Origin of the sequence: Ralstonia sp. 22111, from assembly GCF_052045895.1 — a bacterium.
In the GTDB taxonomy this organism is placed as follows: Bacteria; Pseudomonadota; Gammaproteobacteria; order Burkholderiales; family Burkholderiaceae; genus Ralstonia; species Ralstonia wenshanensis.
Map to the genome: position 1 here is coordinate 433,207 of NZ_JBQEPR010000004.1, position 18,357 is coordinate 451,563.

Here is an 18,357-nt window from a genome sequence, read left to right on the forward strand (position 1 = left end):
CACCCTAAGAGGCATCGCCTTGAACATTCTTCAGTTTCCTGCAAAGCGCATTGCCGTGGTCGGCTCCGGTATCTCGGGGCTCGCGGCTGCGCATTTTCTTGCGAAGCGGCACGCCGTGACGCTGTTCGAGGCCGCCCCTCGGCTTGGCGGGCATACCAATACAGTCGATGTTGAAGAAGGCGGGCAAGTCTTCGGTGTCGACACCGGCTTTCTGGTCTTCAACGCGCGCACGTATCCCAACCTCATCGCGCTGTTTGACGAGCTTGGCGTTGCCCATTGCGAGAGCGACATGTCGTTCAGCGTGTCGGTTGACGGCGGGGCGCTGGAATGGGCCGGCACCAGCCTGGGTACGGTCTTTGCCCAGCCGCGCAACTTGGTGTCGGCGCGGTTTCTGTCGATGCTGGGCGACATCCTGCGCTTCAACCGGCAAGCCCACGCCAATCTGGCGGCGGCGCGCAACGAGCGCCACAGCCTGGGCGCGCTGCTTGCCGCCGGTCGCTATGGCGAGCCGTTCTGTGCGCATTACCTGTTGCCGATGGCGGCGGCAATCTGGTCCACGCCCAGCCGCGACATCCTGGCATTTCCGGCGGAAACCTTTCTGCGGTTTTGCCTGAACCACGGCTTGCTGCAGATTTTCAACCGGCCGCGTTGGCGCACCGTCAAAGGCGGGGCACGCAGCTATGTCCACACGATTGCGCGCGGGCTGGCAGACGTGCGCGTCGGCACGCCGGTACGCGGCATCCACCGTGCGGCGGACCACGTCGACGTGCGGACCGATTCCGGCAGCGAGCGCTATGACGCCGTCGTGCTTGCCACGCACGCGCCCCAGACGCTGCGTCTGCTCGACGATCCCACGGACGACGAGCGCGCCGTGCTGGGCGCCTTCCGTTATCAGCCCAACACTGCCTTCCTGCACCGCGATACCCGCCTGCTTCCGCGTCGGCGGCGCGTGTGGTCGGCGTGGAATTATCTCGATGCCTCGCGGGCGGGCACAACGGGCGCGGCGCCGTGCGTCAGCTATCTGCTGAACCAGTTGCAACCGCTGCCGGTGTCGACGCCGGTGGTCGTGACCTTGAATCCGTCCGAACCGCCCGCGCCCGAGCTGGAGTATCAGCGCTTCGAATATGAGCACCCGGTGTTCGATCAACCCGCCATCGATGCGCAGGCCCGCTTGCCGGAGCTGCAAGGTCGCGGCCACACCTGGTTTGCAGGCGCCTGGACGGGGTACGGCTTCCATGAAGACGGGCTGAAGTCTGCCCTGCGCGCGGTGGCGGATTTTGGCTGCGCCCCCGCCTGGGCACAGGTGGCGCCATGAACGGCGACGCGCAGCTTCTCGTCGGTCAGGTCATGCACCGCCGCCTGCGGCCGGTGGCCAACCGCTTTGTCTACCCGGTGTTTGCCGTGCGCGTGAAGCTCTCGGCGCTGGGGCGACTGACGGGCGCGTGGTTTGGCGTGGACTGCTTGCGGCCGCTGTCGTTGCGCGTGCGTGACTATGGCCCGCGGGACGGCACGGATCTGCTCGCCTGGATACGTGGCGTGCTGAGCAGCGCGGGTTTGCCTGACGATGGCGAGGTCTGGTTGCAGACCTTTCCGCGCATTGCCGGCTGGATGTTCAATCCCGTCTCGTTCTGGTATTGCCACGACGCGGCCGGCACGCTGCGCGCCGTGCTGGCTGAGGTCAACAACACCTTCGGGCAGCACCACCGCTACCTGCTGTGCGCGCAGGACGGCGGGGCCATCGACGCACAGACCGTGCTGACGTGCCGCAAGCAGTTGCATGTCTCGCCCTTCTGCAGGGTCGAGGGCGGTTATCGGTTCCGCTTTACCGAGACGGCGGCAACCGCGCTGGTGCGCATCGATTACCACGACCAAGACGGTCTCTTGCTGCATACCGCCATCGGCGGATGGCTGCAGCCGTTTGATGCGGCTCACCTGCGCCGTGCGTTGCTGCGGCAGCCGTTGCTTGCGCTGCAGGTTATCGGTCGCATCCATTGGCAGGCCCTGCGCTTGTGGGCCAAGGGCGTGCCGTTCTTTGGCCGTGGTGCCCACGACAGAACTTCTCCGGAGAATTCCCGATGACAGCCTCGCGCTCCCTGGCCTGGGTGCCGCCTCATGTTCCTGCGGCCGGCCGGCTGTTCCTGGCACTGGCCGGTCGGCTGCGGCACGGCTTCCTTCATCTTGTCACGCCCGACGGCGATGTGCAGATCGGCGATGCCGCGTCGCCGCTGTCGGCCGAGCTGCGCATTACCGACTGGCGCGCGTGCGGGCGCATCCTGCGCAGCGGCGATGTGGGGTTTGCCGAGGCCTATCGTGACGGATGGATCGACACGGGCAACCTCGCCAACCTGCTGCGCCTGGCCATCGTCAATGCCGCCACGCTTGATCAGGCGATCTTCGGTCATGCGCTGGCGCGTTCCGTCCTTCGCTTGCGCCACCTGCTGCGCAGGAACAGCCGTCGCGGCAGTCGCCGCAACATCCACTTGCATTACGACATCGGCAACGATTTCTATCGGCTGTGGTTGGACGAAGGCATGGCATATTCGTCTGCATGGTTCAACGGCAACCTGCGGCAGGGGTTGGCAGACGCCCAGGCCGCCAAGTACCGGCGCGTGTGCGATCTGCTCAGGGTGGGGCCCGGCATGGATGTGCTGGAAATCGGCTGCGGATGGGGCGGCCTGATGGAAATGGCCTGCGCGCGCGGTGCCCATGTTCACGGCATCACGCTCTCGGAAGAACAGCGCCGCTACACGGCCGAGCGCCTGGCCGACGAGCCACGCGCCCGCGTTGAACTGCGCGACTACCGAGACCTAGACGGTGCTTACGATGCCATTGCCTCCATCGAGATGTTCGAGGCGGTAGGCGAATCTTATTGGTCGACCTACTTTCAGACGCTGGTGCGCTGCTTGCGCCATGGCGGGCGGGCCCTGGTGCAGAGCATCACCATCGACGAGGCGCACTTCGAGCGGTACCGCGCCGGCACCGATTTCATCCAGCAGTTCATCTTCCCGGGCGGCATGTTGCCCAGCCGCGAGCGCTTTATCAGGCTGGCGGAGCAGCACGGCTTGCGACTGGTCGACCGCCTCGACTTCGGCCGCGACTACGCAGAGACGCTGCGCCGCTGGAGCCAGCGTTTCGAAGCCCGGTTGGAATCTGCGCGTGCACTCGGATTCGACGAGCCCTTCATCCGCATCTGGCGCCTGTACTTCGCGTATTGCGAGGCCGGCTTTGACGAGGGCCGGATCGGCGTGTCGCAGTTTCTGCTGGAGCGGGAGTGACCATGTCGGCGATCGGCGTCGCACTCGTTGCGCTGGTGTTCCTGGTGGCCGTGTTCAGCGCCGTATGGGCGTGGCAGTTGCGCAGTGGGAACGCCGGCATGGTCGACCCGGTCTGGGCGTTTTCGCTGGGCATGGTGGCATTGCTTTACGCGTGGTTGGGTGCGGGGTCGTTGCTCGCGCGCGTGTTGGTCGGGGTAGGCGGCGCAGTGTGGGGCGCGCGCCTTGGCTGGCACTTGTGGCGCCGCAATGCGGGCAAGCCGGAAGACGCGCGCTACCGGAAACTGCGCGAGGAGTGGGGCACTGCCGCACCGCGAAACATGTTTGGCTTCTTCCAATTGCAGGCGGCGGTATCGATGTTCCTGTCGATCGCGTTTGCCGTGCCGAGTTACCGGCTGGATTCACCGAGTGCGCTTGCCATGGCGGCCGCTGTGGCCCTGTGGCTGATGGCGGTAACCGGCGAAGCCCTGGCCGACAGGCAACTGCGCAGCTTTGCGGCGGACCCGGCAAACCGGGGCAAGACCTGCCGGGTGGGGCTGTGGCGCTATTCGCGGCACCCGAACTATTTCTTTGAATGCGTGCACTGGCTGGCCTACGTGCCCTTGGCGATCGGCACGCCGTGGGCATGGCTCACGCTGTTGCCGCCGGTGGCCATGGCATGGCTGCTCGTGAAGGTCTCGGGCGTTCCCATGCTCGAAGCCCATATGCGTGCCACGCGCGACGACTATGCCGAATACGCCCGCACAACGAGCGTGTTGATTCCCTGGCCGCCGCGCCACTGATGTACAGACATACAGACCCAAGGAGCCTCACATGACTGCGCTGTCCACGCCGACCATACCGCCGCAGGCCGCGGCCGACGCCAGCGACGGCTGGCTTATCCAATGCTGCGAGCGCGGATTGCTGCCGGATGTGCTGGTGCGTGCCGGCATGCGCGCCCTGATGCGCCAGCGTTTGCAAGATGAAGGCCTTCATGACGGGGAACTGCGTTCACGGCGCTTCAACGCGCTACTGGATGAGTTGCACGGCAGCCCCATCGCAATTGAGACAGAGGCGGCCAACACGCAGCACTATGAATTGCCACCCGCATTCTTCGAGGCCCATCTGGGGCCGCAGTTGAAGTATTCCTGCGCGCTATACCCGAGCGGCAATGAAACGCTGGCCGAGGCGGAAGAGGCCATGTTTGCCTGCTATGCCGAACGCGCCAGCCTGGCCGACGGGCAGTGCATTCTGGACCTGGGCTGCGGATGGGGATCGCTGTCGCTGTGGATGGCCAAGCGCTATCCAAACGCACGCATTGTGGCGTTGTCCAATTCGCGCGGTCAGCGCAGCTGGATCGAGGCCCGGGCTGCGGAGCGCGGGTTGACGAACCTCAGCGTGCACACCGGGAACATCGTCGATTTCGATTTTGCAGACATGCCCGCAGGTGGTCGCTTTGACCGCGTCGTGTCGATCGAAATGTTCGAGCACATGAAGAACTACGGCCTGTTGCTGGGCAAGATTGCTCGCTGGATGCGACCGGATGCGGTGCTGTTCGTGCACATCTTTGCGCATCGCACGCTGGCGTATCACTTTCAGGTGCAGGACGGCACCGACTGGATGTCGAAGTACTTCTTCACCGGCGGCACCATGCCATCCGAAGCGCTGCTGCTGCATTTCCAGGAAGACCTGCGCGTGGCGCGGCAGTGGTGGGTCAGTGGCGCGCACTACGCGCGCACGGCGGACCATTGGCTGGCCAATCTTGACGCGGCCCGTGGCAGGTTGATGCCGGTGTTCGTGCAGACCTATGGCGAGCGCCAGGCCGCCGTGTGGTTTCAGCGGTGGCGCATGTTCTATCTGGCGGTGTCGACCTTGTTCGGCTATGCCGGCGGCAACGAGTGGGGCGTGGCGCATTACCGGTTCGTCAAGCGCTAGCTGAACGCCGGCCGCCGTGGCCGTCAGGGCAGGCTGCCGGTTCCGTCGCTGCGCTCGCCCATCCATACCAGGAGCGGCATCCATACCGCCCACCCGATGGCCAACACGCCCAGCGTGGCGGTCAGATCGGGAATGAGCGCCGCTCCAAGTGCCGCTCCCGCACGAAACGACAGAGGGCCGGCAATAGCACCCAGCGCCATGGCCAGCCACCACCTGCCGCGCAGCCAACGAAAGAGGACATTCACTTGGATCGCGAACAGCACCCACAGCGCCAGCAGCCAGGGCGGTACGAACCCGGCCCACACGGCCCCGTGCGGATAGACGATGACACCGGTGCGTATCAGCAGGGTTTCCCACGGCGCCGCGAGCACCACCACCCACATCACGAGCCGCAGTTCCTGGTATGGCCGGTGGGCTTGCCGCAGATGAAGCGCCAGCAGTACCGCGACAAAAACGATGCCGACCCACGCGGCATCGCGCGCGGCACTCAGCACGCAGACAAACCAGCCGGCTTGTCCGGCTACCGTATAGAGGAGAGCACGATGAGAACGCATCAAAGAGGCCACCGTTGGCTCACCCTGTCAGGTTGGGCACGTCGTTTGGCGGTATTCACGCTGGCCATCGCCAGTGCCGCCTGCTCCAGCCCACCCCCGAATCCCAACCCACGGGCTGCCGTGCCGCTGAAGACGGTACCGGTTGATCTGCCGCGCTACATGGGGCGCTGGTATGTCATCGCCAACATTCCGTACTTTGGTGAGCGCGGCAATGTCGGCAGCTATGCCGAATGGTCCCTGCGGCCCGATGGCCGTATTGACGACGCCTATGTCTACCGGCCGGGCAGTTTCGACGCCCCCTTCAAACGCATGCAGTTCGTTGATTCGGTGGTAGAGGGCAGCGGCGGTGGCGAGTGGCGCGTGCGTTTGTTCTGGCCGATCTACGTGTCGCAACTGACGCTGTATGTCGATCCGGAATACCGGGTGACGCTGCTCGGCTATCCAGACAAGAGCCTTGGCTGGGTGTTCTCGCGCGACCCCAACATGAGCGATGCCGACTATCGCGCAGCACTGAGCCGTTTCGACGCGATGGGATATGACATTTCGCGTTTCCGGCGTGTGCCGCAAGTGCCGAGCCAGATTGGGCAACCGGGCTTCCAATCGCCGGGAGATGCCAACTAGCCTTGCGTGCGTCAACGTGACTTGCCCAGAAGATGACGACGCAGGGACGGAGCGCGCGTGCCGGGTGCCAGCCAGATATCGAAGAAGGCACGCGCGAAGGCCGGATCGTCCACCTCGGTCGTCAATTGTCCATTGGCGTAGAAGCGTGCACCGCGCCCGGGCAAATACACGCCGCACAAGGTGTCGCCCGGCCTGACATCGGGGAAGGCGGGGGTCATTGCACGCTGCCATTGCGCGAGGGTGTCATCGGACGGGACGGGCGCCTGGAGTCTGCGGATCTCGTCAATGGCGGTCTCGATGAGGCGGCTGCGTTCGATCGCGCGCCGATACGTCACCTCCAAGGCAAAGGGCGCGTTATAGCTGGGCGGGAGTTCTGCGGTCCATAGTTGTGCATCGTAGAGGCAGAATCCGAAAAGGCACAGCGCGCCCTTGCCGGAGAGTTGCGGCGCGGGCACCGTGTCGCGGCAGTCGGCCCACGCTCCAACGCTCATGAGCGTGCAAAGCGTGAGGATCAGGGCTCGGACGGCGTGAATGCGTTGGGCTGGCATATCGCGAGGGCATGCTTACAGGTGGGTCAAGCGGCGGACTGTCGGCTTCCAAAGTCTACTGACGCAGCGTATGACACGGAAACGCTCGCACCAAGTTTTCTTGATGCAAATCCTGCTCACGATTGACATTGCTGAGCACCACCGGGATTGCGGCTGCGTGAGCTGGCATGCCAACTCAAAGCATGTTCATTGGCGGAAATGAGCCGCTTGTTCTGCTGCATTTCGTTGACGGGCAGCGCTGCGCAGCGTTTCATGTCACAAGTAGCGGCATTCACTCTAAGGGGACTCGAATGGCAGATGCGTTGACAACTGCATTTCAATTCGCGAAGCGCGCAGGGCTGCATGGCGGGGGCATGTTCAAGCAGATCGGCGTTGTTCTGCGGGCGGCAGCATTGTCCACAGTGCGTGCGCGCCTGCACTGGCTGGCTCCGCTGCTTGCAGGGGCATTCCTGGCAGGTTGTGCGCCAACGAGCCCGCCAGAAGGCATCACGGCCGTCACGCCGTTCGATCTTCAACGCTACCAGGGGCGCTGGTACGAGCAGGCCAGGCTCGATCATTCTTTTGAGCGAGGCTTGACCGATGTCTCGGCCACGTACCAGCCGCAGCCCGATGGCAGCGTTCGCGTGGTCAATCGTGGCTTTGACCCTGCCAAGGGTGAATGGCGTGAGGCGGTTGGCAAGGCGCTCTTCGTGGGCGACCACGATACCGGCTCGCTGAAGGTGTCATTCTTCGGTCCGTTCTACGGCGGCTACCACGTGGCGGCACTCGATCCAGGCTATCGCTGGGCCCTGGTTGTCGGGCCGGACCGCAGCTACTGCTGGGTGCTGACACGCGACAAGCATCTCGACCCCGCACAGCGTGACGCGATCTTTGCGCGTGCGCGTGCGCTGGGCATTGACACGTCCGCGCTGATCTCCGTGTCACACGAGCGGCAGGATCCGTCCAAGTAGCGGCGAGGGCGCATGCACCACACCAAGAGCGAGCACGCAGCGCAAGACCGTGGCGCCATGTTCCGGCGGGCAATGACATGAACCAGAGCGCAAAGACGATCCGGCTGGTGCTGGGCGATCAGCTCAACCCGCAGCATTCGTGGTTTGCGCGTGTGGATCACGAGGTGATCTACGTGCTGATGGAGGTGCGGCAAGAAACCGATTACGTGCTGCATCACGCGCAGAAGATCCTCGCCATCTTTGCAGCCATGCGCGATTTTGCACAAGGGCTGCGAGCCGGCGGCCACCGGGTGCGCTATGTGGCGATCGACGATGAAAGCAACCGCCAGTCCCTGACCGAGAATCTTGCCGCATTGGCCAGGCACTACGGTGCCGAACGCGTGGAGTGGCAATCCCCCGATGAGTGGCGCTTGGATGCGCAGTTGCGCGAATGGGCCCAAACGCAGCCGCTATCCACGTGCGAAGTCGACACAGAACACTTCCTCACGGGCAGGCATGATCTGGCCACCATGTTTGCAGGCCGCAAGCAGTGGCTGATGGAGCGGTTCTATCGTGAGATGCGCCGCCGCTTCAACGTGCTGCTCGACGACACGGGCGGGCCGGAAAGCGGGCAATGGAATTTTGATCATGACAACCGCAAGCCATGGCGCGGCACGCCCCCCGAACCTGCCGACGCGCGCCCCGTACATGACCACCAGGCGTTGTGGCTCACGGTGGAACGCTGCGGTGTGAAGTTGTTCGGCGACCCGCAGGCCGGTGAGTTTCGGTGGCCCGTGAACCGTACGGAAGCGCTGGCTTGCCTTGACGCATTTATCGAACAGACGCTGCCGCATTTTGGCGATTTTGAAGACGCCATGAGCAGCAGCCACCAGCGGCTATTCCACTCGCTGCTGTCGTTTTCCCTCAACGTGAAGATGCTGAATCCGCGCGAGGTGATCGCCCGCGCAGAGGCAGCGTATCGGCATGGCAGGGCGCCGTTGCCTGCAGTGGAGGGGTTCGTTCGCCAGATACTGGGCTGGAGGGAATATGTACGCGGCATCTATTGGGCGCAGATGCCCGGATACGCGTCGTGCAACGTGCTGAATCATGATGCGCCGTTGCCCTCGTGGTTCTGGAGCGGAAAGACGCAGATGCGCTGCCTGCAACTGGCGATTGGCCAGTCGCTGCAAACGGCCCACGCCCATCACATTCAGCGCCTCATGGTGATCGGCAACTTCGCCTTGCTGGCGGGGCTCTCACCCGACGAGGTCCACCGCTGGTATCTCGGTGTGTACATCGACGCATTCGAATGGGTGGAGCTGCCGAATACGGTGGGAATGAGCCAGTGGGCAGACGGCGGTCGCATTGCCACCAAGCCGTATGTCAGCAGTGCCGCATACCTTTCGCGCATGAGCGACTACTGCAAGGGCTGCCACTACGACAGCAAGCAGCGTGTCGGAGAGCGCGCCTGCCCTTACAACGCGTTGTACTGGGATTTCTTCGCACGCCATATTGACGTGTTCGGCCGCAATCCGCGCCTGTCCATGGTGTATCGGCAACTCGCCAAGATGGAAGCCGAGGAGCGCGATGCCCTGCGCACGCGTGCAGCCCAAGTGCGAGCGCGGCTCGAAACGTTATGACGGATGCGACGGCCTGCGCGGCGCAACTGCAATCAGGAGACCAACCATCGTGCGCATCTTGTTGACTGGCGGCACCGGATTGATCGGGCGTGCGCTTTGCCGCCAGTGGCGTGCGCAGGGCCACGATCTGGTTGTCTGGAGCCGCTCGCCTGAACGGGTAGCTAGGTTGTGCGCGGGTGCACACGGTGTGGCAACGCTGCGTGAGCTGGATGGCGCCCCGCCGTTTGATGCGGTCATCAATCTGGCCGGCGCACCGATTGCCGATCGCCCATGGACGGTTCAGCGGCGGAAGGTTCTATGGCGCAGCCGGGTCGACCTGACACGGGAGCTCGTGGATTGGCTGAGCCGTTGCGAGCAACGGCCTCGCGTGCTTATTTCCGGATCCGCCACCGGTTGGTATGGAGATCGAGGGCAGGCGCCCCTGGATGAAGACAGCCACCCGGGCGAGCACGACTTTGGCAGTCAACTCTGCGTCGCATGGGAAGACGAAGCCCGCCGCGCGGAGGGGCTGGGTATGCGCGTCGTATTTCTGCGCACGGCGCCCGTGCTGGCGCGTGACGGCGGCATGTTGCCGAGGCTGCGTCTGCCGTTCAGCATGGGACTTGGCGGACGGCTCGGCAGTGGCCAGCAGTGGATGCCGTGGATCCATCTTGACGACGTGGTCGGCCTGATCGATTTCCTCTTGCATCGCACCGATTGCCGCGGCGCCTTCAATGCATGTGCGCCGCATCTTGTCAGAAATGCGGACTTTGCCGGCACGCTGGCGACTACGCTGCGCCGGCCGATGCTCTTGTCTGTTCCCGCGTGGACATTGCGCATGGCGCTAGGCGAAATGTCAGTGTTGCTGCTGGGCAGCCAGCACTTGCAACCCAAGAAAGCGATGGAGGCCGGCTATCGATTTCGCTTTCCGCATCTGGAAGCGGCATTGGGTTGCCTGTTGGGGCGCGAGAAACATCCCGCTACCCGGCGCCCCGCAGAATGACCTGCAGAGGAAGGCATTGCGCCCGCAGCGCATAGCCGCCTACCGACCCGTGCCCGAGAGCTCTGGGCTGTCTTCGTCGGGGGATGGGGGATTCGGCCAACCCCGCAAAGCGGCGTGTTGCGCCACCGAGCGCATCGATGCCGCCCGTTTCGATGTCATACACCCCGCCGTACAGATTCATACGGCCCTGCTTGAGCATCAGTGCCACAGATGGGTGCGTGCGCAGGTTGGCTGGCTGTGCGATCACGTTTTCGCGAACCATCCTGGACATTGCATCCAACGCGCACGGGTGTGCGTATATTTTCCAGCGCTCTGTCTTGACCTCAACCTGTATGTGCCTGCACTTGATTCATATCTCATCGAGCATGGGCGGCATTGACCGCTACCCGTGCGTTTGCCCGGAATTTTTTTGGCTGCAAGGAGGAAGTCGATGCGTGGCGTAACCCGCCGAGCATGGATGGCAACTGCGTTGGCGAGCCTCGCAGGGTGTTCCGCCCTGGACGTGCTCAACGCAGTGACCAAGTCCGACGCAAGCGTGCCGACGCTGGGTCTGGCCTACGGTCCACACCCGCGCCAGAGATTGGATATCTATCGACCCGTCCGGCCGATGGAAGGGCCGCCCCGTGCGGTTGTGTTCTTCTACGGCGGGTCGTGGCGCGAGGGAGACCGCAAGGACTACGCATTCGTGGGTGAAGCATTGGCCGCAACTGGGGCGATTGCGATGGTTGCCGACTACCGGCTGTATCCGGAAGTGCGCTACCCCGACTTCCTGCTGGACTGCGCAGCCGCCACGGCTTTCGCGCGGCGGTGGCTGGATCGGCAGGGCCATGCCGGCTCGCGCTTGTTCGTCGCCGGGCATAGCGCGGGCGCCTACAACGCTGCGATGGTGGCGACCGATGGTCGCTGGCTCGAAGCGCAGGGTCTGCGCATCGAAACGCTATCGGGCTGGATCGGTATGGCCGGCCCCTACAACTTCCTTCCGATTCAAGCAACCGATGTGTTGCCCGTGTTCAATCATCCGAACGAAACAGCGGATAGCCAGCCGCTGTTCCATGTAAGCCAGGGGTGGCTGCCTCCAGCTTTGCTGCTCACGGGGGAGCACGATGCGTACGTTGATGTCCGGCGAAATACGTTCTCGCTTGCCGAACGCCTGAGGCAGTATCGGCACCCGGTGGAACTCAAGGTCTATCCGCAGCTGGACCATAAGACACTCGTGGCAGCGCTGGCTTCGCCGCTGCAGTTTCTGGGGCCTGTGCTGTCAGATATGGCGCGCTTCGTGGCCACTGCCTGAGCGCGCGCGGCGCAGCTGCACATGATTAGGCGCGAATTGCATCTTCAACGGTGTGCCCCGCTGATTGAATCGGGGATGCGTTGAAAATTCGCGCCCGGCCGGCTATGTCACATGTTGATTGCGGGCCCGTCATCCATATACTCGGTCGGGCCGATCAAGCTGCGCTGTCAGTCGCCGAAGATCAATGAACTACACCGTCGTCTGGTTCAAGCGTGACTTGCGGGTGCGCGACCATGCCCCGCTTGTCCATGCCGCCCGCCAGGGAAAGGTCCTGTGTCTGTACGTCATCGAGCCCAGCCTTTGGGCTCAGCCGGACGCCGCATCGCAGCACTATCTCTTTATCCAGGAATGTTTGCGGGATCTCTCGCAACAGTTGCGTGCGTGCGGCGCACGGTTGCAGGTGGCCGTGGGCGAAGTGACAGAAGTGTTCGCGCGGCTGCATGCAGCGGCGCCTTTCAGCCACCTGGTGTCTCACGAAGAGACGGGCAATGGTCATACATTCGCGCGCGACAAAGCCGTCGCCCGTTGGTGCCTTGATCACGGTGTTAACTGGCGCGAGTGGCCCCAGCATGGGGTGGTGCGGCGCCTGCCGACCCGGGACGTCTGGCACGACCGCTGGGCCGAACACATGTACGCGCCGCGCGTGGCCGCGCCCGAAGCGGGCAGCTTGAGTGATGTTGCCCTGCCATGGAAGACGATGGATTGGCCTGGGTGCGAGGCTCTTGGCTTGGATGCCTCTTCGCCACCGCGTCGCCAGCGCGGCGGACGAGCGCGCGGCGCAGAGGTACTGCGCGAATTCCTGTCCGAGCGAAGCCGCCACTATCGAGGCGGCATCTCCTCACCTTTGACGGCGCCAAGCGCTTGCTCGCGACTTTCCCCTTACTTGGCATACGGATGCCTGAGCATGCGTGAAGTGGTGCAGGGCACCGAGCAACGCCTGCTCCAGCTCAAGGGCAACGCAGACGACGATGCGGTGTGGCAGCGTAAGGGGTTGTCTGCGTTTGTCAGTCGCCTGCATTGGCATTGCCACTTCATCCAGAAACTGGAATCTGAACCCGCCATCGAGTTCCGCAATCTTCACCGTGGCTACGACGGCCTGCGTGAAGCGGGATGGAACGCGGCGCACTTTGCTGCGCTGGTAGCTGGGCGCACCGGCTGGCCGATGGTGGATGCCTGTGTGGCCATGCTGAGAGAAACCGGTTGGATCAACTTTCGCATGCGGGCCATGCTTGTCTCCGTTGCTTCCTACCCGTTATGGCTGCACTGGCGGCCGGTGGGCCTTTGGCTAGCCCGGCAGTTCATCGATTACGAGCCGGGAATCCACTGGAGCCAGATGCAGATGCAAGCCGGCACCACCGGCATCAACACCACGCGGGTCTACAACCCCATCAAACAAGCGCAGGATCAAGACCCCCATGGCCGTTTTGTCAGGCGCTGGCTGCCAGCGCTGCGTCGCGTGCCCGATGCATGGCTCCTGCAGCCGTGGCGTATGCCCCCCGATGTGCAGGCCCGCTGTGGCGTGCGGGTTGGGGAGGACATCCCCGTTCCGCTGGTCGATCTTGAGGCGGCTACGCGGCAGGCCAAGACGCGCGTGTATGCGCTGCGCGCCCGGCCGGAGGTTCGGGCCGCTAATGACGTTATCGTAAAGAGGCACGCCTCCCGCTCGCGCCGGGACCGTGTTGACACCCCCCGCGGGAAAGGGGCCACGTACTCGCAGCTCAGTCTCGACTTTTGAATCCGTCGATGCACAAGAAGCTGAATCTGCCGAGCAAGCACTGCGTGCACTGCGGCTTGCCGTTCACGTGGCGCAAGAAGTGGGCAAGGGACTGGGATGCGGTCAAGTACTGCTCCGAGCGTTGCCGCAAAGACGCCAAGCAAGGCAAGGCACGCGATGGAGAGGCGCGTTGAGTACCGTCCTGTTCTGGTTTCGCAACGATCTACGGCTGCATGATCAGCGGGCACTGCGTGCAGCGTGCGAGAGCGGGGCCGGGCACCTCGTACCGGTGTACTGCCATGCCGACTACGACGAGCCGACGCCCTGGGGTTTCGCACGCGTGGGCGTGCACCGTCGGGCCGTGCTTGCGGCAGCTGTCCGGGATCTGAGGCGCCAGTTGGCCGATCTCGGCAACCCCCTGGTCGAGTGCTGCGGGCCGCCAGGAAAGGTCCTGCCCGCATTGGCGCGTGCTATGGGTGCCACGGCTGTGTTTTGCGAAGACATCGCCGCACCATACGAGCAGGCGGAGGTGGCCGAACTGCGAAGTGCGGGACTGCATGTGCACACCGTCTGGCAGAGCAGTCTGATTGATCTGCTTGGCCTGCCTTGGCCCGTTCAATCGCTGCCGCGAGTGTTTACAACGTTCAGGCAAGCGATCGAGCAAGCGCGGATCGAACCGTCGCAGCCTCTGCCTCCGCCGGCCTACCTTCCGCCACAGCCGCCTGGTCTCGTCTTTCCGCCTGGCCTGGTGCGTGTGCCTGCTCTCGATGCAGCCGAAGTGTCGGCGGCGGATTCGCGCTCGTCGTTTCCGTATGGCAGGCCGGAGTTTGATGGAGGTGAGAGGGCGGGCCTTCAGCACCTTGCCAATTACCTGCAGCGCAAGCTGCCTCATACGTACAAGCGCACACGCAACGCCTTGGCGGGGCTGGACTTCTCAAGCAAGTGGTCTGTGTGGCTGGCCAGCGGCGCGTTGTCGCCGCGGCGCGTGGTGGCGGAGCTGCGGCAGTTCGAACAGTTGCACGGCAAGAGTGACGGCAGCTATTGGCTGTGGTTCGAGTTGCTATGGCGAGACTACTTTCGCTTCCTGCATCTTCAGCATGGCGCCCGACTCTACCGCGCACGCGGGCTCTCCGATCAACCGCAGCATGCCGGGCGCCTCGATGCCCAGGGTTTCGAGCGCTGGCGTCGGGCATCGACCGGGGAACCGCTTGTCGATGCGGCGATGCGCGAACTTGAGGCAACCGGGTACCTTAGCAACAGGCTCAGGCAGGTGGTCGCCAGCTACCTCGTGCATGACCTGAACGGCGACTGGCGCGCAGGTGCCGCGTGGTTCGAATCGCAACTCGTGGACTACGACGTCTACAGCAATCAGGGCAATTGGTTGTATATCGCGGGGCGCGGCACAGACCCACGTGGCGGCAGGCGATTCAACACCCGGAAGCAAGCCTCCGAGTACGACCCCGAAGGGGCTTATCTGCGCCTATGGGCGGCGCGATAGTTCTCCCGCTAGCTGCCGCCGGAGGGCGGCTGAACGGCGCCGGAAAAAGGCTGAAGGCAACTTGGGCGCCGTGGCGCTTGTGCGCGAGCACTGGTGTTTGTGAGTGGCTCAGATGAGTCTGAACCACTGCGCGCTTACACCGCGCGGCGCACCATCAATTCCTTGATCTTGCCGATGGCCTTGGTCGGGTTCAGACCCTTCGGGCACACATCGACGCAGTTCATGATGGTGTGGCAGCGGAAGAGGCGATACGGATCTTCCAGGTTGTCCAGACGCTCGCTGGTCGCCTGATCGCGGCTGTCGGCGATGAAACGATACGCCTGCAGCAGACCGGCGGGGCCAACGAACTTGTCCGGGTTCCACCAGAACGACGGGCACGACGTCGAGCAGCTCGCGCACAGAATGCACTCGTACAGGCCGTCGAGCTCTTCACGCTCCTCCGGCGACTGCAGGCGCTCCTTCTCGGGCGGCGGCTCGTCGTTGATCAGGTACGGCTTGATCGAGTGGTACTGGTTGAAGAACTGCGTCATGTCCACGATCAGGTCGCGCACCACGGGCAGCCCCGGCAGCGGGCGCAGCACGATCTTCTCGGGCAGCTCACGCATGTTGGTCAGGCATGCCAGACCATTCTTGCCGTTGATGTTCATGGCGTCGGAGCCGCACACGCCTTCACGGCACGAGCGACGGAACGCGATCGACTCGTCCAGCTTCTTGAGCTTGACCAGCGCGTCGAGCAGCATGCGCTCGTGACCGTCGAGCTCAACCTCGTAGGTCTGCATGCGGGGCGCTGCGTCCTTGTCCGGATCGTAGCGATAGACTTCAAAAATACGCTTCATTTTTGTGGGCCCTTCTTATCCGTTAGAACGTACGCGCCTTGGGCGGCACCGATTCCACCGACAGCGGCTTCAACTGCACGGGCTTGTAGTCGAGGCGGTTGCCTTCGCTGTACCACAGCGAGTGCTTCATCCAGTTTTCGTCGTCGCGATTCGGGAAGTCGCTGTGTGCGTGTGCGCCGCGCGATTCCTTGCGGGCGGCGGCCGACACCATCGTCGCCTTGGCCACTTCCACCAGGTTGGCCACTTCCAGCGCTTCAACGCGCGCGGTGTTGAACACCTTGGACTTGTCCTTCAGGTGGATGCTGCCAGCACGCTCGGCCACTTCCAGGATGCGCTCGACGCCTTCATCCATCAGCTTCTGCGTACGGAACACGCCGGCGTGCGACTGCATGTTGCGGCGGATGTCGTTGGCAACGTCCTGCGCGTACTCGCCCGAGCTGGACGCATCGAGCTTGGCCAGACGCGACAGTGCGCGGTCCGCTGCATCGGCCGGCAACGGCTTGTGCTCGCGGTTCTTCAGGTTCTGCGCAATGATGTGGTTGCCCGCCGAACGGCCGAACACCACCAGGTCGAGCAGCGAGTTCGTGCCCAGGCGGTTGGCGCCGTGCACCGACACGCACGAGCATTCGCCGATCGCGTAGAAGCCGTTGATGACCTCGTTCGGGTTGCCGTTCTTCGGCACCACGACCTGGCCGTGATAGTTCGTCGGAATGCCACCCATCTGGTAGTGGATGGTCGGCACCACCGGAATCGGTTCCTTGATGGCATCGACGTTGGCGAACTTCAGGCCGATCTCGCGGATCGACGGCAGGCGCTTCATGATGGTCTCGGCACCGACGTGGGTCAGGTCGAGCAGCACGTAGTCGCCGTTCGGGCCGCAGCCACGGCCTTCCTTGATTTCCTGGTCCATCGAGCGCGACACGAAGTCACGCGGCGCCAGATCCTTCAGCGTCGGGGCATAGCGCTCCATGAAGCGCTCGCCATCCTTGTTACGCAGGATGCCGCCTTCGCCACGCACGCCTTCCGTGATCAGCACGCCCGCACCGGCCACGCCGGTCGGGTGGAACTGCCAGAATTCCATGTCTTCCAGCGGGACGCCTGCGCGCGCTGCCATGCCCAGGCCGTCACCGGTGTTGATGAAGGCATTGGTGGACGCTGCGTAGATCCGGCCTGCACCGCCCGTGGCGAACAGCGTCGTCTTCGCTTCGAGGATGTAGACCTCGCCGGTTTCCATTTCCAGCGCCGTCACACCCAGCACGTCGCCGTCCTGGTCGCGGATCAGGTCCAGCGCCATCCATTCGACGAAGAAGTGGGTCTTGGCCCGTACGTTACGCTGATACAGCGTGTGCAGCAGCGCGTGGCCGGTACGGTCAGCCGCGGCGCAGGCACGCTGCACGGGCTTCTCGCCGTAGTTCGACGTGTGGCCGCCGAACGGGCGCTGGTAGATGGTGCCGTCGGCGTTGCGGTCGAACGGCATGCCGAAGTGTTCCAGCTCATACACCACGTTTGGTGCCTGGCGGCACATGAACTCGATCGCGTCCTGGTCGCCGAGCCAGTCGGAGCCCTTGACGGTGTCGTAGAAGTGATAGTGCCAGTTGTCTTCGCTCATGTTGCCCAGCGAAGCACCGATACCACCCTGCGCCGCCACGGTGTGCGAGCGGGTGGGGAAAACCTTGGACAGCACGGCCACGGAGAGGCCGGCTTCTGCCAGCTGCAGCGATGCACGCATGCCCGAACCGCCCGCACCGACGATCACCACGTCGAATTTGCGGCGCGGCAGCCCAGTCTTGACTGCGACCATGTCTTAAACCCTCCAGAGAATCTGAGCTGCGTAGCCCGCGCAACCGACGAGCCACAGAATCGTCAACACTTGCAGCGTCAAACGCACTGCCACGGGCTTCACGTAGTCCATCCAGATGTCACGCACACCGATCCAGGCGTGATACGTGAGCGACACGAATGCCAGGAACGTCAGCATCTTCATCCACTGGTTGGCGAACAGCCCCGCCCAGCTTTGGTAAGACGTGTCTTTCGAGAGCAGGAACGCAGCCAGCAGCACGATGGTGTACACCGCCATGATCACGGCGGTGACGCGCTGCGCGAGGAAGTCCTTCAGGCCGTAGTGCGCGCCGACAACGAGGCGCTTGGGACCAATATTGTTTTGTGCCATTGCGGATTCCTCAGAACAGGCCGAACAGCTTGGCGCCGAACACGACGGTCAGCAGCAGGCTGACGATCAGCACGCTCACAGCCGATTTGGAGGCCGAGGCCTTGTCGATGCCGATATGCAGATCGAGGATCAGGTAACGGATGCCGGCGCAGAAGTGGTGCAGGTATGCCCAGATGAGGGCAAGGACGACAACCTTGGCAAAACCGTTGGACAGAAGCGCCGAAAACTTGGCGAAACTGATTTCCGACGTGAGACTTTGCTCGAACAAGTACAGCACGAACGGAAGAAGAAGGAACATCAGCGCACCGCTGGCACGGTGCAAGATGGACACCTTACCGGCCCAGGGCAAGCGGTAACGGGCGATATCGCCCAAACCGATGTTCCTGTA

At 63.7% G+C, this 18,357-nt stretch carries 19 protein-coding genes and 1 pseudogene; 13 read left to right on the plus strand and 7 right to left on the minus strand.

Annotated elements, in window-relative coordinates:
- The first annotated feature begins 19 nt into the window (after positions 1–19).
- From ACTJK4_RS13825 to ACTJK4_RS13845, 5 genes are read left to right on the plus strand one after another with little or no spacing between them, the layout of a single operon-like run.
- Positions 20–1,315, plus strand: coding sequence for an NAD(P)/FAD-dependent oxidoreductase (locus ACTJK4_RS13825; protein ID WP_433868200.1), 1,296 nt, complete (start codon positions 20–22; stop codon positions 1,313–1,315).
- A complete protein-coding gene (locus ACTJK4_RS13830; protein WP_433868199.1) occupies positions 1,312–2,079 on the plus strand; it encodes a DUF1365 domain-containing protein in 768 nt (255 codons plus the stop codon). Before ACTJK4_RS13825 ends, ACTJK4_RS13830 begins: the two co-directional genes overlap by 4 nt.
- Positions 2,076–3,275: a class I SAM-dependent methyltransferase gene (locus ACTJK4_RS13835; RefSeq protein WP_433868198.1), complete on the plus strand. Its 1,200-nt coding sequence runs from the start codon at positions 2,076–2,078 to the stop codon at positions 3,273–3,275. The genes ACTJK4_RS13830 and ACTJK4_RS13835 overlap by 4 nt, the downstream gene beginning before the upstream one ends.
- 2 nt (positions 3,276–3,277) lie before the next feature.
- Positions 3,278–4,054 (plus strand): DUF1295 domain-containing protein, encoded by a 777-nt coding sequence (locus tag ACTJK4_RS13840; RefSeq protein ID WP_260803149.1) that lies wholly within the window; start codon positions 3,278–3,280, stop codon positions 4,052–4,054.
- Positions 4,055–4,085: 31 nt separating this feature from the next.
- Positions 4,086–5,186 carry an SAM-dependent methyltransferase gene (locus tag ACTJK4_RS13845; RefSeq protein WP_433868197.1) on the plus strand — a complete coding sequence of 367 codons (1,101 nt, stop codon included), beginning with the start codon at positions 4,086–4,088 and terminating at the stop codon, positions 5,184–5,186.
- A 23-nt stretch (positions 5,187–5,209) separates the two neighbouring features.
- Here the strand turns inward: ACTJK4_RS13845 and ACTJK4_RS13850 are convergent, their stop codons facing one another.
- A complete protein-coding gene (locus ACTJK4_RS13850; protein WP_433868196.1) occupies positions 5,210–5,740 on the minus strand; it encodes a DUF2878 domain-containing protein in 531 nt (176 codons plus the stop codon).
- Here ACTJK4_RS13850 and ACTJK4_RS13855 point away from each other — a divergent pair.
- Positions 5,729–6,361: a lipocalin family protein gene (locus tag ACTJK4_RS13855; RefSeq protein WP_232039247.1), complete on the plus strand. Its 633-nt coding sequence runs from the start codon at positions 5,729–5,731 to the stop codon at positions 6,359–6,361. The two genes, ACTJK4_RS13850 and ACTJK4_RS13855, sit on opposite strands and share 12 nt — an antisense overlap.
- Before the next feature lie 11 nt (positions 6,362–6,372).
- Here ACTJK4_RS13855 and ACTJK4_RS13860 read toward each other — a convergent pair whose 3' ends face one another.
- A complete protein-coding gene (locus ACTJK4_RS13860) occupies positions 6,373–6,852 on the minus strand; it encodes a chalcone isomerase family protein (protein ID WP_260803145.1) in 480 nt (159 codons plus the stop codon).
- Positions 6,853–7,262: 410 nt separating this feature from the next.
- Here ACTJK4_RS13860 and ACTJK4_RS13865 point away from each other — a divergent pair, with 410 nt between their 5' ends.
- The 3 genes from ACTJK4_RS13865 (at position 7,263) to ACTJK4_RS13875 (ending at position 10,460) form a co-directional block, all read left to right on the plus strand.
- The gene (locus tag ACTJK4_RS13865) at positions 7,263–7,859 is read left to right on the plus strand and encodes a lipocalin family protein (protein WP_316871612.1); all 597 of its coding nucleotides are present in this window, start codon (positions 7,263–7,265) and stop codon (positions 7,857–7,859) included.
- Positions 7,860–7,936: 77 nt separating this feature from the next.
- The gene (locus ACTJK4_RS13870; protein WP_433868195.1) at positions 7,937–9,478 is read left to right on the plus strand and encodes a cryptochrome/photolyase family protein; all 1,542 of its coding nucleotides are present in this window, start codon (positions 7,937–7,939) and stop codon (positions 9,476–9,478) included.
- A 49-nt stretch (positions 9,479–9,527) separates the two neighbouring features.
- Entirely contained in the window at positions 9,528–10,460 is a 933-nt protein-coding gene (locus ACTJK4_RS13875) for a TIGR01777 family oxidoreductase (RefSeq protein WP_322018498.1), read from the plus strand.
- Between the two features lie 61 nt (positions 10,461–10,521).
- Here the strand turns inward: ACTJK4_RS13875 and ACTJK4_RS13880 are convergent.
- Positions 10,522–10,728: pseudogene (locus ACTJK4_RS13880) on the minus strand (carbonic anhydrase); the annotation flags it as partial.
- Between the two features lie 162 nt (positions 10,729–10,890).
- Here ACTJK4_RS13880 and ACTJK4_RS13885 point away from each other — a divergent pair.
- From ACTJK4_RS13885 to ACTJK4_RS13900, 4 genes are all read left to right on the plus strand, one after another.
- Positions 10,891–11,751 (plus strand): alpha/beta hydrolase, encoded by an 861-nt coding sequence (locus ACTJK4_RS13885; protein ID WP_260803139.1) that lies wholly within the window; start codon positions 10,891–10,893, stop codon positions 11,749–11,751.
- A 184-nt stretch (positions 11,752–11,935) separates the two neighbouring features.
- On the plus strand, positions 11,936–13,486 hold the full coding sequence (locus tag ACTJK4_RS13890; protein ID WP_433868194.1) for a deoxyribodipyrimidine photo-lyase/cryptochrome family protein: 1,551 nt from the start codon (positions 11,936–11,938) through the stop codon (positions 13,484–13,486).
- A gap of 8 nt (positions 13,487–13,494) precedes the next feature.
- Positions 13,495–13,659 carry a DUF2256 domain-containing protein gene (locus ACTJK4_RS13895; RefSeq protein ID WP_232039254.1) on the plus strand — a complete coding sequence of 55 codons (165 nt, stop codon included), beginning with the start codon at positions 13,495–13,497 and terminating at the stop codon, positions 13,657–13,659.
- Positions 13,656–14,963 carry a DASH family cryptochrome gene (locus tag ACTJK4_RS13900; protein WP_414562521.1) on the plus strand — a complete coding sequence of 436 codons (1,308 nt, stop codon included), beginning with the start codon at positions 13,656–13,658 and terminating at the stop codon, positions 14,961–14,963. Before ACTJK4_RS13895 ends, ACTJK4_RS13900 begins: the two co-directional genes overlap by 4 nt.
- A 134-nt stretch (positions 14,964–15,097) precedes the next feature.
- On the opposite strand, the gene ACTJK4_RS13905 is transcribed toward ACTJK4_RS13900, so the two are convergent.
- The 4 genes from ACTJK4_RS13905 to sdhC form a co-directional block, all read right to left on the minus strand.
- Positions 15,098–15,799 (minus strand): succinate dehydrogenase iron-sulfur subunit, encoded by a 702-nt coding sequence (locus ACTJK4_RS13905; protein ID WP_009241007.1) that lies wholly within the window; start codon positions 15,797–15,799, stop codon positions 15,098–15,100.
- Positions 15,800–15,821: 22 nt separating this feature from the next.
- A complete protein-coding gene (gene sdhA / locus ACTJK4_RS13910; protein ID WP_316882014.1) occupies positions 15,822–17,600 on the minus strand; it encodes a succinate dehydrogenase flavoprotein subunit in 1,779 nt (592 codons plus the stop codon).
- 3 nt (positions 17,601–17,603) lie between these two features.
- Complete coding sequence (gene sdhD / locus ACTJK4_RS13915) at positions 17,604–17,969, minus strand: succinate dehydrogenase, hydrophobic membrane anchor protein (protein ID WP_316882015.1); 366 nt, start codon at positions 17,967–17,969, stop codon at positions 17,604–17,606.
- 10 nt (positions 17,970–17,979) lie between these two features.
- Positions 17,980–18,357, minus strand: a 378-nt coding sequence (gene sdhC, locus ACTJK4_RS13920; protein WP_316871993.1) for a succinate dehydrogenase, cytochrome b556 subunit, incomplete at its 5' end; no start/stop codon positions are given.

Excerpts from the sequence above, each read along its gene's own strand:
- ACTJK4_RS13830 (WP_433868199.1), top strand. The coding sequence starts at position 1,312 with ATGAACGGCGACGCGCAGCTTCTCGTCGGTCAGGTCATGCACCGCCGC.
- ACTJK4_RS13835 (WP_433868198.1), top strand. The coding sequence starts at position 2,076 with ATGACAGCCTCGCGCTCCCTGGCCTGGGTGCCGCCTCATGTTCCTGCG.
- ACTJK4_RS13840 (WP_260803149.1), top strand. The coding sequence starts at position 3,278 with ATGTCGGCGATCGGCGTCGCACTCGTTGCGCTGGTGTTCCTGGTGGCC.
- ACTJK4_RS13845 (WP_433868197.1), top strand. The coding sequence starts at position 4,086 with ATGACTGCGCTGTCCACGCCGACCATACCGCCGCAGGCCGCGGCCGAC.
- ACTJK4_RS13855 (WP_232039247.1), top strand. The coding sequence starts at position 5,729 with ATGAGAACGCATCAAAGAGGCCACCGTTGGCTCACCCTGTCAGGTTGG.
- ACTJK4_RS13850 (WP_433868196.1), bottom strand. The coding sequence starts at position 5,740 with ATGCGTTCTCATCGTGCTCTCCTCTATACGGTAGCCGGACAAGCCGGC.
- ACTJK4_RS13860 (WP_260803145.1), bottom strand. The coding sequence starts at position 6,852 with ATGAGCGTTGGAGCGTGGGCCGACTGCCGCGACACGGTGCCCGCGCCG.
- ACTJK4_RS13865 (WP_316871612.1), top strand. The coding sequence starts at position 7,263 with ATGTTCAAGCAGATCGGCGTTGTTCTGCGGGCGGCAGCATTGTCCACA.
- ACTJK4_RS13870 (WP_433868195.1), top strand. The coding sequence starts at position 7,937 with ATGAACCAGAGCGCAAAGACGATCCGGCTGGTGCTGGGCGATCAGCTC.
- ACTJK4_RS13885 (WP_260803139.1), top strand. The coding sequence starts at position 10,891 with ATGCGTGGCGTAACCCGCCGAGCATGGATGGCAACTGCGTTGGCGAGC.
- ACTJK4_RS13890 (WP_433868194.1), top strand. The coding sequence starts at position 11,936 with ATGAACTACACCGTCGTCTGGTTCAAGCGTGACTTGCGGGTGCGCGAC.
- ACTJK4_RS13895 (WP_232039254.1), top strand. The coding sequence starts at position 13,495 with ATGCACAAGAAGCTGAATCTGCCGAGCAAGCACTGCGTGCACTGCGGC.
- ACTJK4_RS13905 (WP_009241007.1), bottom strand. The coding sequence starts at position 15,799 with ATGAAGCGTATTTTTGAAGTCTATCGCTACGATCCGGACAAGGACGCA.
- sdhA (WP_316882014.1), bottom strand. The coding sequence starts at position 17,600 with ATGGTCGCAGTCAAGACTGGGCTGCCGCGCCGCAAATTCGACGTGGTG.
- sdhD (WP_316882015.1), bottom strand. The coding sequence starts at position 17,969 with ATGGCACAAAACAATATTGGTCCCAAGCGCCTCGTTGTCGGCGCGCAC.